At 30.8% G+C, this 16,636-nt stretch carries 20 protein-coding genes; 13 read left to right on the top strand and 7 right to left on the bottom strand.

The window, feature by feature from the left end; translation table 11 throughout:
- Positions 1 to 3 precede the first annotated feature (3 nt).
- The 6 genes from MHH94_RS08685 to MHH94_RS08660 all read left to right on the top strand — a co-directional run bounded on the left by MHH94_RS08685 (position 4) and on the right by MHH94_RS08660 (position 6,152).
- On the top strand, positions 4 to 1,713 hold the full coding sequence (locus MHH94_RS08685; protein ID WP_340840669.1) for a phosphodiester glycosidase family protein: 1,710 nt from the start codon (positions 4 to 6) through the stop codon (positions 1,711 to 1,713).
- Positions 1,714 to 1,724: 11 nt separating this feature from the next.
- Positions 1,725 to 3,383, top strand: a complete 1,659-nt coding sequence (locus MHH94_RS08680; protein WP_340840667.1) for a BppU family phage baseplate upper protein — start codon at positions 1,725 to 1,727, stop codon at positions 3,381 to 3,383.
- 2 nt (positions 3,384 to 3,385) lie between these two features.
- On the top strand, positions 3,386 to 3,832 hold the full coding sequence (locus MHH94_RS08675; RefSeq protein WP_340840665.1) for a hypothetical protein: 447 nt from the start codon (positions 3,386 to 3,388) through the stop codon (positions 3,830 to 3,832).
- A gap of 216 nt (positions 3,833 to 4,048) precedes the next feature.
- A complete protein-coding gene (locus MHH94_RS08670) occupies positions 4,049 to 4,594 on the top strand; it encodes a hypothetical protein (RefSeq protein ID WP_142924503.1) in 546 nt (181 codons plus the stop codon).
- Entirely contained in the window at positions 4,584 to 5,189 is a 606-nt protein-coding gene (locus tag MHH94_RS08665; protein WP_119650511.1) for a hypothetical protein, read from the top strand. Before MHH94_RS08670 ends, MHH94_RS08665 begins: the two co-directional genes overlap by 11 nt.
- A 153-nt stretch (positions 5,190 to 5,342) precedes the next feature.
- The gene (locus MHH94_RS08660; protein ID WP_340840661.1) at positions 5,343 to 6,152 is read left to right on the top strand and encodes an FRG domain-containing protein; all 810 of its coding nucleotides are present in this window, start codon (positions 5,343 to 5,345) and stop codon (positions 6,150 to 6,152) included.
- A gap of 121 nt (positions 6,153 to 6,273) precedes the next feature.
- On the opposite strand, the gene MHH94_RS08655 is transcribed toward MHH94_RS08660, so the two are convergent.
- The 3 genes from MHH94_RS08655 to MHH94_RS08645 all read right to left on the bottom strand — a co-directional run bounded on the left by MHH94_RS08655 (position 6,274) and on the right by MHH94_RS08645 (position 7,610).
- A complete protein-coding gene (locus tag MHH94_RS08655) occupies positions 6,274 to 6,408 on the bottom strand; it encodes a hypothetical protein (protein WP_259342258.1) in 135 nt (44 codons plus the stop codon).
- Between the two features lie 80 nt (positions 6,409 to 6,488).
- The gene (locus tag MHH94_RS08650) at positions 6,489 to 6,893 is read right to left on the bottom strand and encodes a GNAT family N-acetyltransferase (protein ID WP_340840657.1); all 405 of its coding nucleotides are present in this window, start codon (positions 6,891 to 6,893) and stop codon (positions 6,489 to 6,491) included.
- Positions 6,894 to 7,049: 156 nt separating this feature from the next.
- A complete protein-coding gene (locus MHH94_RS08645) occupies positions 7,050 to 7,610 on the bottom strand; it encodes a hypothetical protein (protein WP_119650229.1) in 561 nt (186 codons plus the stop codon).
- A 79-nt stretch (positions 7,611 to 7,689) separates the two neighbouring features.
- Here MHH94_RS08645 and MHH94_RS08640 point away from each other — a divergent pair, with 79 nt between their 5' ends.
- Positions 7,690 to 7,890, top strand: a complete 201-nt coding sequence (locus MHH94_RS08640; RefSeq protein WP_119650228.1) for a hypothetical protein — start codon at positions 7,690 to 7,692, stop codon at positions 7,888 to 7,890.
- A gap of 187 nt (positions 7,891 to 8,077) precedes the next feature.
- Here MHH94_RS08640 and MHH94_RS08635 read toward each other — a convergent pair whose 3' ends face one another.
- The 4 genes from MHH94_RS08635 to MHH94_RS08620 form a co-directional block, all read right to left on the bottom strand.
- Complete coding sequence (locus MHH94_RS08635) at positions 8,078 to 8,383, bottom strand: YciI family protein (protein WP_182683147.1); 306 nt, start codon at positions 8,381 to 8,383, stop codon at positions 8,078 to 8,080.
- Positions 8,384 to 8,481: 98 nt separating this feature from the next.
- Entirely contained in the window at positions 8,482 to 8,709 is a 228-nt protein-coding gene (locus tag MHH94_RS08630) for a DUF3955 domain-containing protein (RefSeq protein ID WP_182683146.1), read from the bottom strand.
- Between the two features lie 41 nt (positions 8,710 to 8,750).
- Complete coding sequence (locus MHH94_RS08625; RefSeq protein WP_340840652.1) at positions 8,751 to 9,071, bottom strand: hypothetical protein; 321 nt, start codon at positions 9,069 to 9,071, stop codon at positions 8,751 to 8,753.
- A 100-nt stretch (positions 9,072 to 9,171) separates the two neighbouring features.
- Positions 9,172 to 9,477, bottom strand: a complete 306-nt coding sequence (locus tag MHH94_RS08620) for a YolD-like family protein (RefSeq protein WP_119650224.1) — start codon at positions 9,475 to 9,477, stop codon at positions 9,172 to 9,174.
- 98 nt (positions 9,478 to 9,575) lie between these two features.
- Here MHH94_RS08620 and MHH94_RS08615 point away from each other — a divergent pair, with 98 nt between their 5' ends.
- From MHH94_RS08615 to MHH94_RS08590, 6 genes are all read left to right on the top strand, one after another.
- Positions 9,576 to 9,821: a hypothetical protein gene (locus MHH94_RS08615; RefSeq protein ID WP_340840650.1), complete on the top strand. Its 246-nt coding sequence runs from the start codon at positions 9,576 to 9,578 to the stop codon at positions 9,819 to 9,821.
- A gap of 228 nt (positions 9,822 to 10,049) precedes the next feature.
- Entirely contained in the window at positions 10,050 to 10,673 is a 624-nt protein-coding gene (locus MHH94_RS08610) for a CHAP domain-containing protein (RefSeq protein WP_025905299.1), read from the top strand.
- Between the two features lie 167 nt (positions 10,674 to 10,840).
- On the top strand, positions 10,841 to 11,560 hold the full coding sequence (gene rnc / locus MHH94_RS08605; RefSeq protein ID WP_048542532.1) for a ribonuclease III: 720 nt from the start codon (positions 10,841 to 10,843) through the stop codon (positions 11,558 to 11,560).
- A 10-nt stretch (positions 11,561 to 11,570) separates the two neighbouring features.
- A complete protein-coding gene (gene smc / locus MHH94_RS08600; RefSeq protein WP_340840649.1) occupies positions 11,571 to 15,137 on the top strand; it encodes a chromosome segregation protein SMC in 3,567 nt (1,188 codons plus the stop codon).
- The gene (ftsY, locus tag MHH94_RS08595) at positions 15,134 to 16,306 is read left to right on the top strand and encodes a signal recognition particle-docking protein FtsY (RefSeq protein ID WP_048542538.1); all 1,173 of its coding nucleotides are present in this window, start codon (positions 15,134 to 15,136) and stop codon (positions 16,304 to 16,306) included. The genes smc and ftsY overlap by 4 nt, the downstream gene beginning before the upstream one ends.
- Complete coding sequence (locus MHH94_RS08590) at positions 16,293 to 16,628, top strand: putative DNA-binding protein (RefSeq protein WP_025905303.1); 336 nt, start codon at positions 16,293 to 16,295, stop codon at positions 16,626 to 16,628. The genes ftsY and MHH94_RS08590 overlap by 14 nt, the downstream gene beginning before the upstream one ends.
- The last annotated feature ends 8 nt before the right edge of the window (positions 16,629 to 16,636 follow it).

Below are 16,636 nucleotides of genomic sequence, written 5' to 3'. Positions count from 1 at the left end.
TAAATGAAACGATATAATGACAACTTCCCTAGAGAAATCAATGATCGATTCCGAGGGAATGTGATTGATAATGCGAGAATGTCTCAAAAAGACAGAGAAGTATTATATAACATGGTTAAAGAATACCGACAATCTAAAAAATCTAGTGATATTAAACATGGAAATTCTACGGTTGAAAAAGAAATTAAGAAATTAAACAATAGAGTAAAAAACCAAATAATCGGTGCCAATGGTAACGCGACTGCTGAAGTAAAAGATATGCGTGTTGATACACAAGGGAACTTACATGAACTTGCACAAGATAGACTCAATGAAGACTTCGGACGAATAGATGACATTGCAAGTACTGCTAAACAAACAGCTGATACGTTAGAAACACAAATGAATACGGGTGCTTATTATAATGAGGTATCTCATTTTAGAGGACGCAAATTTGATACAACCTATTATATTACGCATATTCCACATTTAGACAGTCAAGGTAATATCATTAAGTTAAAACGTGGTTTATATGGTAATAATCCTAATAAACCTGCACATATGACACCTTCAGACTTTGCGCGTAAAACGAAGGCTACTTTTGTAAGTAATGCTAGTACTGGTAGTGGTAGTCAATTGAAAATGCACGGTCAACAATTATTTGAAGGGCAAATATTAGATAGTGTTAAGGGTGATGAGTATCCAGCATTAAATGATAGATGGACACTTGCGATTGGTGACGATAATACATTGACTTCATTCCCTCCAGACATACAAGCTAGTGAGATAAGAATTAAAGGCTATAACAATACAGTCAGTGGATTTGGTCCCATTATTTCAGATGGCAAAATCATTGTGAAAGATGGTGACTATAGTCCAAATACCATTGTAAGTCATCCTAGACAAGTTATCGCGCAATTACCTAATAAAGATTTAATTTTCTTTAGTTGCGATGGTCGTGAAAACAATACACATACCATGGTTGAAAAGGGTATGACACTTAAAGAAGTGGCTGAAACATTACTAGATCACTACGATATTCAATTTGCCTACAATATGGACGGTGGTGGAAGTACAGCATCAGTTGTACGTTCGCATAAACTTAATCGTTCAATGGACGAAAACAAAACAACTGAACGTAAAGTGCTAGATTTCTTATATGTTGGAAAAGAAGGCGTACAGTTACGTGACCAAGATTTACAAAATGCTTACCAAGATATCGGTGAAGTGAGGGATATGGTACAAGAAGTTAGAGGTATGTTATACAGTCTTCGACGTATTAGTGGTAAAGAATTCGGTACTACTGGATATGATGGATATACAGGGTTGTTAGCATTTGATGATGAAGGTAATCCTCGTAAGAAAATTTATCAAGGACCAGAAGGTTGGCGTTTTTGGGATTATGATGTATCTCGTACGATATTTAGAATTCAAGAAGATGAATTGCAATTTAATAATAGAGCATTGGCTCGTATGTTTAGTGCGCCAGAATCAGTTACTGATATTAATTCAGTCAATTATGGTGGCTTTTATCATGTACCAAATACAGCAAAAGGTTCACCATACCCAAAAGTTTCAAGTGCAATGGTCTTACATTTAAATGTAAGTAGAGCCGATTTTGATGATGCGAGTACTGCATTCCAAATGGCGATTCCTTTCGGCAGAAGCAACAACTTTAAAATCAAAAGAAGAACATACGCTCAAGGCGCATGGTCACAATGGTTTGAATCATAAGGAGGGATTAAATGTATAACAAAGAAGGTCGAATAAAGCTAGAAACAACAGCGCATATTCAAAATAGATTAGATACAAACATACAATTTTATAATACTGATGTAGGGACTGCTGATCTAGTGTTTGACGTAACTAGAAACGGTAGTCCTTTATTAGTGAGTTCAGAAAACGTAGATGTATTTTTAATATTAAAAAATGGCGAAAATTATATCGTTGATAATGTTGAACCAATAGACCCTATGAATGGACGAATGAAGTATACAATTCCAAATGCATTCTTAGGATTAACAGGCAAAGTAAACGGTCAGTTATATATTGCAGTTCATGGTAAAGAGGATATTGTCACAGAAGTAGAATTTAGTTTTACAATTAAAGATAGTATTATCAATACCATTCCCGCAGTTGATAAACTCAATGAAATTAAAACATTTGAAGAGTGGCGACAACGTGTTATTGCAATTATTGAAGATATTCAAAGTGGTTACGAAGATATGAACCAACTACTTGAAGAAGTGAATAGTACCCTAACAAGTGGTCTGAAATCAATCAATGATAGAAATGCAGAAGTTATTAATGAATTAAATAATTTATTAAGTGGTTCAAAGTTTGAGATAACAGATTTGAAAAATAACACAATGTCTGAATTAGAAAGTAAAGCTAACCAAATAAAATCAGATGTTGAGAAATTGAATAAGTATGATACAACAACTTGGCAGAAGACTAAATTAACTGGTGACGATGGTTTTGCTAGAACAATAAGTCAACCTGATTTAGCTAATCCAGATGGATATTTCAACAAAACTGAATATGTATATGTCACAAATAGTATTAATGCGCCATTGGGAGAAAATACAAATGGTTTCATTTCAGTCGTATTTAGAAGTGCAAACTATGCGTTATTAACTTATCAGGCTTATAACTCAGACAAAATATTTATGAAACGAAGAGTTAACTCACCAACTTGGACTGATTGGGTGTTATTAAACCCTGATACTAACAAACGTAAATGGTTGGGTACTATTGGACAAGAAGGCAATACTTATACTGATGTTCTGAAATTACCAGGCGGTAAATATGAATGTACCATCCCTTCTGATGCTTTTAGTGTTAATGCGCCACAAGACCCTAATGGTGGTTCTTATATTGCCGAAATAGATGTAACAGAGTCTGAAAATGGACGTAAACAGTTAAGATTAATAGCGAATTATAGAAATAACGAATACAGAGCAACTGTTCATACTAATAATGTATTCAGTGGCTGGAAACGAGTACAAAATGCTGAAGAGTTTGAAGCATTAAATAACGATACAGGTTGGATAGATTGGGAAATTAAAAATGATGCCACTAAACGTCAAACAGATGACCCTAACGCTCTACAATGTCAATATCGAATTAGAATGGTTAATGGCATAAAGATTGCGCATTTAAGAGTGAACGTCAACAATCTTGTAACTCAAACTGCATTTGGTTCAATTCCTTCGCATATGGTACCAAAAATAGAACATTTTTATGCTAGAACACCTGTCACAATGAATCCAGCAGTCGTATTAGTGGATGTAACAGGAGATTTGATGTTTTATGTTAATGAAACAGATAAAGCTAAATGGCTACTAGGTCATTATATTGTTGGCGAATTCAGTTGGATAATAGACGAAGTAGGAGGGAATTAACCATGGCAAAAACCGTATATTTGTATGATGGCACACCTAGAACAGTTATAAGTGATTGGGATTATCCTAATGAACCTTATACTGAAATTCCACCATATGAAGGCATATGGCAACCGTTTAAACATTATTACAATGGTGGTAAAAAAACAACGTGGAAATGGTCTGGTAAAGCGACAGCTAAGAAAGGTGTATCTCCAATCGCAGCTAAGAAGAAACCAGGTTTAAACGAACCAGCATTACCATCGTCAAATAATATTTTGGCTGGTCAATATATCAACTTCTTCTCAGTAACTAAAAAAGATGGTTACTGGTGGGCAGAGTTTGAATACCCAACTAATCCGAAAGCCGGACGTTTTTACTGTGCATTAGGACCTATTACACACAAAGATGAGAAGTTAGAAAAAGAAACAAAATTATGGTTTGACTTGAAGATTACAAGTAAGAAGTAGTGTTATATATTTACTTTATTTAGTTTACCAGCTAGGTAGTTCATACACACAAACCCCATTCTTATTTGTAGAGTGGGGTTATTTTTGCATTATAGTAAATATTTGTAAATTGTGTAGATTTTTTGTCTATATTATGTATATAATAATTAAAGAATAAGGTTAATATACATAAATCATAATTATAAACCTTATCAAATTTAAACAGAGATGATTATTATGTTGAGAAAGTTAATTTTGATTAGTGTTTCATTTATTTTATTACTTAGTATTTTCGGTGTAATAAATAATGAAGCTCAAGCTACAGAGCAAGAAGAATTAAGTTTAGATGAATTACCTATAGAAAGTCAGCAATTTTTTATTGAAAATGGTTTTGATGAGAATGATTTATTTTATAAGACAGATTATATAGAAAAAGAAAATACTGTTAGTAACGAAATCACAACAAGAGCGAAAGGTGGAGTAAACGTAGTATCGATGGTAGGAGCATCTAAAAAAGTCTCTAGTACTAAAGGTAAAGTAGTTTTACATTTAACATCATTTAGGAAAAATTTTAAAAGTGCAAATGCTAGCGTAACTTCTAAAGGTAAAAGGTGGACTAAAAATAACATTAAAGGTAGCGGTAAATCAATGGGTATTACAATACCTGTAAGTTATACAGGCAAGAAAGACTACTTTGGCTTCCGAGCTAATGTTCAATATGTTACGACAGCTGGTGCAGGGAATATAACAAGCCCTACAGGAGGACTTACACTTGGAAGATAAACAATATGTTGAATTTTATATAGATTGGTATTGTATGTTTTTTCATTTATATGATTATGAAGTGAATTTCGGTTCTGATTTATATGGCGATTTTAAAGAAGAGTTTCAAAACTATTTTAATAATGTACATTTGAATGGAAAACATACTACTTTTTTTCGTGCTAAAAAAGAAAAAGCCGAAGAAAGGGTTGAAATCATAAGTAATGATACAAATCATTGCTTAAATGAATTGTATCAGGCTTTAAAACACAAAAAGATATATGATTTATTATTTGCTCCAGAAGAACGTTTTATTGAATTTCAAAGTAATCAATCAAGCTATTGCAATAGAGTATTACATGACTTAGTAAGTGATTATTTTAATAGCGAGCCTTATTATCCTTATTCTGAGATACTGAACGTGCCTGTAACAGATGCAGACAAGGAAATCATTGATATCTATAGAAAAGTTTTTGCAGGGATTGATGTAAGGACTTATCTCTCCATAGATGTACATACGAACAAAACATATGAATTACATGTTACTCTAGATAAAAGAGAAGAAAGCTATGAAAAAATGAAAGCTTATGAAAAAGAACATAATGTAATATTATAAAAGACTGGTTTATTAAAACTCCATTACTTGCCCTGTCACTTTATGTGATGGGGTTTTAGTGTAGTTGATAGAACCTAATTTAATAAATGTGAAAAAATTCAACACAAATTCTATTCACTTTTTGTCCAAAATGGTATAATATATCAAGATGTAATGTATAGGTATCCCGATGTAATTAAATATTATCAACCGGTAGCTAGTAATAAAGTAATTAGTAAAAGAGAACAACAGTTAGCACATCTACAGCATTATGGTATGAAAACTAGCTTGGTAGATATTACAGAAAATCCTTATATCGCTCTTTTATTTATGGTTTCTGATACAAGTAAAGATAAATTCAGGAATGCAATTATTGATTTTTACGCTATAAATCAAAGTCTTCATACAGAATATAATATATTTAGTAGAGTGAAGATGTTAAAATCTAATTCAAGATTAATTGCTCAAAAAGGTGCGTTTTTTAATTTTGATAAAATTGCGTTAAGGAATTTACCAACTCAAACTACTAAAATCCCTTTAGTAAGATTACAGTTGAATTTTAATTTTCAAGAACTTGAAAGAGCAAAAAAATTACATGAAAAGAGCAATTATGATCTTCAAATATTAACAAAAAAAATTAACGAAAATGGGAAGAAAGATGATATTAATATAGATGACTTGTCGAATTTATTCGATAAACAAAAGATTGTAAGAAAATTAGAACAGGAAATAGAATCTTTGGATGAATATTTCAAGGATATCCTTTTGGATTCAATTAGATATCAAATAAAGAGTAAACTATCAGAATACCAATACGTTGAAAGTGAACTATTTCCAGACCTATATAAATATATAGGATATACTCAGGCAGAATATGATTCAGAAAAGAATATTAAAAAGCCAAATCTTGAAAATTGTGATAATAAAAGTGCTAATATCAAAGAAAATTTATATAATTTACTTAAAAATAAAACTGAAAATTAAAAAATACTTCCCTCTAAAATACTTGCTTATTTTAAAGGGATTTTCCTATGTTTTTTTATTATAAATATAGAAAGAAATGATAATACTTAAATAATTAACTGTTGCGACGGCTACCTCTTTTTTATTCTTCAATTATTTCGTCAATATCTTCAATCTCATTAACATCCACAATTTCTTCTTCAATAATCGAATCTAATCTTTTATGAATCTCATCTTCAGTCCAACCTGTTTCTTTAAGTGGTTTACTAATTTTCATGATGTATTCTCCTTAGTTTGATAATTCATTATACACTAAAATGACTAGATTAATCTGGATTATTAATTATATTACAAATATTAGTATTCGATATACATTGCAGGTGTATTCTTTTCAACATATTTAAACCCATATTTTTCATATAAAAAATTTGCAGGTGTTTCAGAAATTAAGTTGACATAGGTGCCCTTGAAACTATTTTCTTCTATATATGACATGATATGATCCATAACTAATTTTCCAAGTCCTTGCTTTTGATAGTTTGGATGAACAGCAATATCTACTATGTGAAATACCGTAGCACCATCTCCAACCACTCTTCCCATTGCAATTAGTTTTGATTGATCATAAATTGTGATATTAAATAATGCATTTTGCAGACCAACTTTTACAGCTTTCTCATCCTTAATAATTAAATCGCATGCTTCTATAATATCAATGTAATCCTTAACTAAAGGCTTTTGAAAAGAAATATTGTATTTCAATTTAAAACACTCCTATCATATTAAATACATACTGATTATATACTTGATTAAAGAAAATGTATAAAAAATTGTATTTTATTATAATTCTATCTCCAAAATATAGTCCATATATTTAAAACGTTAAACCCACCTTAATTGGTGGGCTTTTTTATGTTATTATTTTTTATAAACAATTTTAGTTTTTGAAAAGTCTCTTCTAGGTATTACTGACAAACTATTCTTTTTACCAGTTGCTGATAAATGAGCCCAGCCCATACCATATCCAGCATAAGCTTTTTTCTTAACAATTTCAAAGTTGTTTTTATTACCTAAATATTGCATTAAAATACCTTGAGGTACACCAGTAAAGAGTGGTCCCACTCCAATAACTAAAGAAGCCCAACCCATTCTTCCTTTTTGCTTATCTACGTACTTCACATACTTTCTTAACTGTGCATTAGTCATATAACCTTGCTTTTTAACATATTTGCCAGTCTTAATTGTTTTAGTACCTTTTTTTGCTGCGTATAAACTTAAACCATTCTCTTCATTGCCGTGAGTGTATGTTTCCATTGGTAAGAATTCAGTATTTTCAAAACCTGGTAAAGAAGAAGCTTCTTGTGTGTTTTGAATATCTACTTGATTTTCTTCAGCAAACGCTTCACTTGCATAAGGAGTTATAATACTTGTTGTAAGTACTAATGATAATGCAATTTTATGTGATTTCTTGAATTTCATAGATATTAATCTCCTTTATATGTATAATTAAGGTACAACCTATTATTATCATATTTTTACAAAAAAAGGAAGTGTAATTTTGTATTTATCAAAAAGAATTATAATATTTAACTTTATTTTTATATTTTTAATAGCATGTTTTATAAGTTATGTAGGTTTAACTAAAACATTTGATTTATCATTTCAAGTTTCATCTATAGGCGGATTATTATTTGGTTACTCAATATTAATGCCAATCAGACTTTATGCTAAGGATTCAAAATACAAAGGTAAAAATTAAAAATATATAGTAAAAAGCACCTGTTGATTATACGGGTGCTTTTTACTATATACACAATACAATCCATATTTTTAAATGTATAAACCCACCTAAATGAATAGGTGGGCTTTTTTTATGCTATAATTTAATTAGGCGGAAGAGGTTGAGAATATATAGCCACCCATATTACAGGGTGGTTTTTTTATTACTATTTTTCTATTTTTAGATTATTTAGGTCACCAAACCATGGTTCCCACAAGTCTATTGAATATTCATCTACAAGTCCCTTTTTCCAAAATGGATCTTGCTCTATTAATTTAAGTAAAGAAACTTTATCTTGAATATTAAATATGAGAAATGCTTCATTTTGATTTGATAAATCATTTTCAATGGGTCCAGATGCAACTATATGCCCGTTCTCTACTTGTCTATTTAAGTAATCTATGTGTTCTTCAAGAAAGTTTTTCCAACCTACTAAATCTTTATGAACATATTTGACTATATAGTATTTCAATTCTATCACTCCTTTAATATAAAAATATTATATCTATAAAGAGGTTAAGCGGACAAAACATTTGCCTAATGAAATTAAGGACTCATTCCAAGCACTATTTATTTTTTTAATACATTGACTTTTAAACTTGTAATAATCATAACTATTAGGCTTACTACAAAAGTGCATAATGCAATAAAAATAATTCCAAAACCTATAGGTAATAAGAAGAACCATTCATGTAATACCTCTTGAGAATCAATATATTCAGGAGTAAAGCTTTTTGATACAATTGTTATAGCACCTATAATAAAGAGAACCAAAGATACAATGTTTAAATTTTTCATTTTATTCATCCTTTTTTTGTTTAAATGTTTTTTACTAGTTATTATTGCGATGAATTTTTAATATATGCTTTCAAAGATTTTGGTATTTTATCTTTACTAATTTCTTTTTCTTCAATAATTGTTCGGTTTACTTCTGTTGTTTTCACACGGACGTAATCACCACTTTTATAATTTGCTTTAGGTTGCAGTTCATAATCTTCAATTGAGCCGTCCTTACTAATTAAATTCTCGACAGTTCTATTATCAGAGGAAATAACACCATAATACGTTTCTACCTTATTAATGAAGAAAAATGGTATTACAAAATATCCAATTACTAATGCAAAAATTGATGATATTACTAAGATGATTAATTTTTTCATAATTTACTCCTTTTAATTGAATTGAAATATAATAGTAATATAAGTAAAAATTTAGGTCATCAGTCTGTGGAAGTATTTTAATAAAGTGTTAATGTATTTTCTACTCTATCTCCACAATACAAACCATACTCAATAAAACTTTCTCACCATTCTCCAATACCTCTAACTTGTTACGTTCACTATCAAACTTATTTATCTCACATTCAATCGTTTTGTAATAACCATCTTCCCAATACTTAATTGTTGCTGGTGGATCATAAAATAATTTTTGTGCTAACACATCGTTCAAATCACGTAACGCCAATTCATCAAACACAGGTTTATCAACTTTGTTTTGGTCTTCGATAAATCCTTTTATCGTTTCATATTGTTGTGGCATCGTTGCAAATGGTGCCCATTTAATCATCTTACGTCCTTCTGGGATATAGAGGCTTTAAGAAAATAAAGATAATGCCTATATCTCAATTAAAATAAAAAAAACGATTGATATAGGAGCGCATAAATATGAAGAATATTGATAATCGTAATAAGTTAGTAGAGCAGCCATTTACGTTTAATATTACTAAAAAGAAAACGATAAGAATTTTTTATTTTGGTAAGCCAGTAACTATTTTAAAAAATTATAAAGCAGAGCAATTAATTGGTAGAATGGAAGATATAGATTATGATGATTTTGAAGTTCAACTTTTATTAGCAAAAGCTACTGGTAACTTTAAACGTGGTAACGAAAAAAATAATAAGCGTAAATGACGATATTTAAGTTATATGCAATAAAGGATCTGATTTAATTCTCAGTTATTTAAATGGATTTGTTAGTTCGATAAATGATGTTCATAGTAAAGGCCACTGTATACTTTTAGTGGTCTTTTTGTAATCAATACTTAATCTTTATAACCTATCCAGTATACTTTATATATGATAAAATGTTTTAATATATTATTTATGAATATATATAATACATATTTATTAGGGGGATGTATGAAGATTAAAAGCAAATTATTGTTAGCTATTGCATTTACGAGCTTGACTGCATTGAATTTGAATTTGCATGCTGACGCTAAAGATGGCGGCGGTAGCGATACATCTAAAGATAAGACACCTAAGATACAGAACGTAGAGGTTGAACATAGAGATTATGATAAGAAATCGAGCAAGGTCCAAAAAGAAGTTGCGAAATCTTCAACGGCTGCCATGAATTATGTTTATTCATTGGAAGGCAAGGGTTGGGATTTTGATGGCTACTACGGTTGGCAATGTTTTGATTTAGTGAATTATTATTGGAATTATTTATATGGTCACGGTTTACACGGTGATTATGCAAAAGATATTCCAACTGCTAATAATTTTAGTGGTGAAGCAACAGTGTACAAAAATACACCATCATTTGTAGCACAACCTGGAGACGTTGTTGTATTTAATGAAGATTTCGGATCAGGTGCCGGACATACAGCGATTGTGTTAAACGGTAATGCGGACGGCAACGTGATGCAATTTACAAGTTTAGATCAAAACTGGTATGGTGGCGGCGCTGACAAGACAGAAGTTGCACAACGTATCACGCATGATTATGAAACTGAAATGTGGTTTATAAGACCAAATTAAGCAATCAATGATGATTACATAAAGTGAAATAGACGTCTGAACAATGCAATTTGTTCAGACGTTTTATATATTGTGTCAATGGATATTGTCGTTTATGATAATATTCTTTTTTTTTTATGAAATATAACGTAAAATAGATAGGAAACATAATATTAGGGAGGACAGGCATGGTTAAAAATAAAGCACAAATCATAGCACAATTTAAAGCTCAATTCGATGCGTTTATGAAAGAAATAGATATCGAATTTGAACAATATGATATTTATGTTCAAGCATTCTCGCATTCAAGTTTTATTAATGACTTTAAATTAGATAAATTAAGTCATAATGAACGTTTAGAATTCTTAGGAGACGCGGTGTTAGAATTGACGGTGTCACAGTTTTTATTTAAGAAATTTCCATTACTTCCAGAAGGTAAGCTCACTAAACTGCGCGCATCAATTGTATGTGAACCATCACTTGTAACATTTGCAATGAGTTTAAATATGAACGAATTACTTTTACTTGGTAAAGGTGAAGAAAAAACAGGTGGTCGTGAACGTCCATCATTAATCGCCGATGCATTCGAATCATTTATTGGTGCTTTGTATTTAGATAAAGGACTTGAAATTGTAGAGCAATTTTTAGAAAAAGTTGTATTTCCACATGTCGTTGATGAAAATTATACTGCAAATCGTGATTATAAAACAGAATTGCAGGAATATATGCATCGTCATAATAAAGGTAATATTACGTATCATTTATTAGATGAAAGTGGTCCAGCACATCACAAGATGTTTACTTCTGAAGTACTATTAAATGGCAAACCTTTAGAAACAGGAAAAGGTAGAACGAAAAAAGAATCAGAACAAAATGCTGCTAAAAAAGCGTTGAATAATGGTCAATAAGGGGTAGTTTATGGTTTATTTAAAATCAATAGATGCATATGGATTTAAATCTTTTGCTGAACATACACATGTAGACTTTGATAATGGTGTGACAGCTATTGTAGGCCCAAATGGTAGTGGTAAAAGTAATATTACGGATGCTATAAAATGGGTTCTCGGTGAGCAATCAGCAAAAAGTTTACGTGGATCTAAGATGGAAGATGTCATCTTTAATGGGTCGAAAGAACGTAAAAAGTGCCAATATGCAGAAGTAAAATTAACATTGGATAATCATTCAAGAAAATTAAATATAGATGAAGATACAATAACAGTTGAACGCCGCTTATATAGAAATGGTGACAGTGAATATTATTTAAATAAAGAACGAACACGCTTAAAATCAGTCCTAGATCTATTTTTAGATTCAGGTCTTGGTAAAGAAGCTTTTAGTATTATTTCTCAAGGTAAAGTTGATGAAGTATTAAATGCTAAACCTAGTGATAGAAGATATCTCATAGAAGAAGCAGCTGGCGTATTAAAATATAAAAAACGTAAAAAAGAAGCGACACAAAAATTAGACGAAACAGAACAAAATTTAAATCGTGTTGAAGACATTGTATTCGATTTAGAGGCAAGAGTTGAGCCTCTAAGAGAAGAAGCTGCGATTGCTGAAGAGTATATTGCTTTAAAAGAAGAAATGAAAAAGAGTGATATTACTGTAACGGTATATGATATTGAAAGTTTAAATAAAGATTTTAAAAAGCTTGAACAAGAGATCGAGCATTTTCAATATCAAAAAGAACAAAAAACAAATGAATTAGACGCTATGACATTTGAATTAAATGAAAAGAAAAAATCGAGAGATCAGATTTCTAATCAAATTCAAAATGATAACAAGGCATTAGTTGAAGCGACTGAATCATTAGAAAGATTTACTGGTCAATTAGAAGTCTTAAAAGAACGTCAAAAAAATAGTGATGCGACAAATGAAAGACTAGAAGAAGAAAAGCAAGCTTCTCAAATGAGAATTAACAAAATTACGGAGCAAATTAAAGAAATAGATGTGGAATTGAAAGAATTTAAAGATAGATATCAAGCATTAGTGCAAGAAATTAATGGACTTGAAGGTCAATTATCGAATCAAGAAGGTACATTTGAAGAGAAAATTGAACAATTGAAAGATCGTTATTATCAACTCATGACAGAACAATCAGACATTAATAATGATATTAGATTTTTAGAAGACAAATTAGCAACACATCAAGAAAAACAATCAAGATTAGATGGCAGACAAAAAGAAGTATACGAAGAACTTCAACGTGTTTGGGAAGATAAATCGACTTATACAGAAAAGCTACAATCTGTTGAAAAAGAACTTCAAGAAACAACTGAAAAATATAAATCTGATCATAAGTTGTTGAAAAGTAAAGAACAAGCATATAAAGATACGGAGTCAAAACTGTATCAAGCGTACCGTTATACAGAACAAATGAAGACGCGTATTAATACGTTAAAGAGTATGCAAGATGAATACTCTGGATTTTATTCTGGTGTGAAGCATGTGCTGAAAGAAAAGTCACTCAATGGTATAGAAGGTGCAGTTGCAGAAATTATCGATACACCCTCTAAATTAACAACAGCAATAGAAATAGCGCTAGGTGCTTCTTTACAACATATTATTGTAAAAGAAGAAAAAGATGCACGATTAGCGATTAAATATTTAAAAGATAAAAAGCTAGGCCGTGCTACATTCTTACCAATGAATGTGGTTAAAAAACGATTTATACCACAATCTGTTATCGAGCAAATTAATGATCAACAAGGTTTCATTACAGTAGCTTCTGATGGCGTTAAATATGACGAGAAATATCGAAATATTGTAGAGCATTTGTTAGGTAGTACAATTATTGCTAAAGATTTAGAAACTGCCAATCAACTTGCGAGGTTAATTCAGTTCAAGCATAGAATTGTGACACTTGAAGGTGATGTGATTACGCCTGGTGGTGCTATGACCGGTGGTGGCAAAGAAAAGAAAGCAAGTTTGTTATCACAAAAAGATGAATTGAAAACGACTGAAGATAAGTATCAGAACTTTATGCAACAAACAACTCAAATCGAAGAGAATGTCAAAGCATTAAAACAAGAAGTTCAAAATATTGAACAGTCCTTAACTGAAACACAAGAAAAAGGTACTGAATTAAGATCTAAAGAGCATGAAGTAACGTTACAATTAGATGCAGTATTAGCTAAAGAAAAACGATTAAAAGACGAAAATGAAACGTTTGAATTTGAGAAGAATGATGGCTATAGCTTTGTGAAAGGTCAAAAAACATTACAAGAAAAGCAAAATAAACTTGTAAATATTAAACAAGATATAGAGAAAATTGATAACGAAATTAATCAATTAAATGCATCTCTTTCACATAGTAAAGATAGTGAAAAAACAATTCAAAATACATTAAATGAAAAGCGTTCAAATCTTGCAGTTGAAAAAGAACGAAATCGTTTGAAAGAACAAGACAAGAAACGACTTAAAGAAGATTTAAACGAATATGAACATACGTTAACTAAGATTAATGACCAAATTGAATTAATCAATTCCGATGATTATATGGGTAGTGGTCAATTTGAAAAAGTCGAAAGTCAAATTCAACTGTTTACAGATAAAAAGCAAGAAATAGAAACGAAAATGATGGATAATCAAAATAAATATAAATCTATTCAAGAAGAAATTGAGCAAATTGAGCGCGATACGCAATCTATGCATCAAAGCATTTCTGGTTTAGAAACAGGCTTACAAGATATGGTGAGTAAGCACTCTAAAATAGATATTATGATTGAGCATCAATTGACACACTTAAATGAAACGTATCAATTAACTTTTGAAAAAGCACAATCATTGTATGAAATGCCAGAAGATATTTCAGAAGCAAGAAAAACAGTTAAATTAACGAAAATGTCTATAGATGAACTTGGACATGTAAATTTAAATGCGATTGAACAATTTAAAGAAGTTAATGAAAGATATACATTCTTAAGTGACCAAAGAACAGATTTATTAGAAGCAAAAGAAACATTAGAACAAGTCATATTAGAAATGGATGGCGAAGTATCTACTAGATTTAAAGAAACCTTTGATGAAGTGAATCATCATTTTGGAAATGTGTTTAAATCACTCTTCAATGGTGGACGTGCTGAGTTACAACTTACAGATAAAGATATTTTAGATGCTGGTGTTGAAATTGTCGTACAACCTCCAGGTAAGAATCGACAATACTTATCGCTACTTAGTGGTGGAGAACGTGCGCTATCTGCAATCAGTTTACTCTTTGCAATATTAAAAGCACGTACAGCGCCTTTTGTAATACTAGATGAAGTTGAAGCTGCATTAGATGAACAAAATGTGATAAGATATGCAGAATATTTAGATCAACTTAAATCAGAAACTCAATTTATCGTCATTACACATAGAAAAGGCACAATGTCATACGCGGATAGCTTATATGGTGTTACAATGCAAGAAGCAGGCATTTCTAAACTTGTGAGTGTTAACTTAAAATCAATTAAAGAAGAAGAATTGGAGGCATTACAATCATGAGTTTTTTTAAACGATTAAAGGATAAATTCTCTCCTAGTGAAGAAAAAAACAAAGAAATTGAAAACCAAGAAGAACAACCAGTCCAAGACTTAGAACCTGAGTCTAATGAAAAAGAAAATCCTGAAGCGGTTCAGTTTGACGATGGATTAATGTCATTAGATGAGTTTGAAGAATGGGAATCAGAACAACTTGGTGCTAAGTTCAAACAAGGATTAGAAAAATCTAGAGAGAACTTCCAAAATAAATTAAATGATTTATTAGCTGTTTACCGTAAAGTTGACGAAGATTTCTTTGAAGCATTAGAAGAAATGTTAATTCAAGCAGATGTTGGATTTAACACAGTTATGGAACTTGTTGATGAATTACGTATGGAAGCAAAACGCCAAAATATTAGTGAAACATCTGAATTAAGAGAAGTCATCGTTGAAAAAATAGTCGAAATATATGTGCAAGATGATGAAGATATTGATCAAATGAATATTGAAAATGACCGATTAAATGTTATATTAATGGTTGGTGTTAATGGTGTCGGTAAAACGACGACAATTGGTAAATTAGCACACCGTTATAAGCAAGAAGGTAAAAAAGTCATGTTAGCAGCTGGAGATACTTTCCGTGCAGGTGCTATTGAACAATTGAAAGTATGGGGAGAACGTGTTGGCGTAGAAGTGATTAGTCAAAAAGAAGGTTCTGACCCAGCAGCAGTTATGTATGATGCTGTAAATGCTGCTAAAAATAGAGGTGCTGATATTTTAATTTGTGATACAGCAGGACGATTACAAAATAAAGCAAACTTGATGAATGAATTACAAAAAGTTAGAAAAGTTATTGATCGTAATGTACCTGGAGCACCACATGAAGTATTATTAGCATTAGATGCTACAACTGGTCAAAACGCATTGTCACAAGCTAAATCATTTAAAGAAGTGACACAAGTAACAGGTATCGTATTAACGAAACTTGACGGAACAGCAAAAGGTGGTATCGTGTTAGCAATACGTAATGAATTACAAATTCCAGTTAAATTTGTAGGACTCGGTGAAAAACTTGATGACTTACAACCATTTGATGCAGAAAGCTATGTTTATGGATTATTTGCAGATATGATAGATGCGAATGAATCTGTTGAAAATACTACTGAAGAAGCTGATCAAAATGACGGAAAATAATGAACTTATAAAAACAATGAGAATGAATTACTTATTTGATTTTTATCAAGGGTTATTAACTGAAAAACAACGCAATTATTTAGAATTATATTATTTACAAGATTATGCACTAAGTGAAATTGCAGAGACATTTCATGTGAGTCGACAAGCAGTATATGATAATATAAAACGAACAGATGAATTATTAGAAGAGTACGAAACGAAATTACAGCTCTTTAAAAAATTTAAAGAAAGACAATCTATTATTGATGAATTAAAAAGATTGTCAGGAGATAATCAAGAACTTAATCAGGCGATAGAACGCTTAGAAATTCTTGAATAGGAGGAGAA

Origin of the sequence: Mammaliicoccus sp. FSL K6-3158 (genome assembly GCF_038005105.1) — a bacterium.
Taxonomy (GTDB): Bacteria; Bacillota; Bacilli; order Staphylococcales; family Staphylococcaceae; genus Mammaliicoccus; species Mammaliicoccus sciuri.
This window is presented reverse-complemented; position numbering and strand designations above follow the sequence as displayed.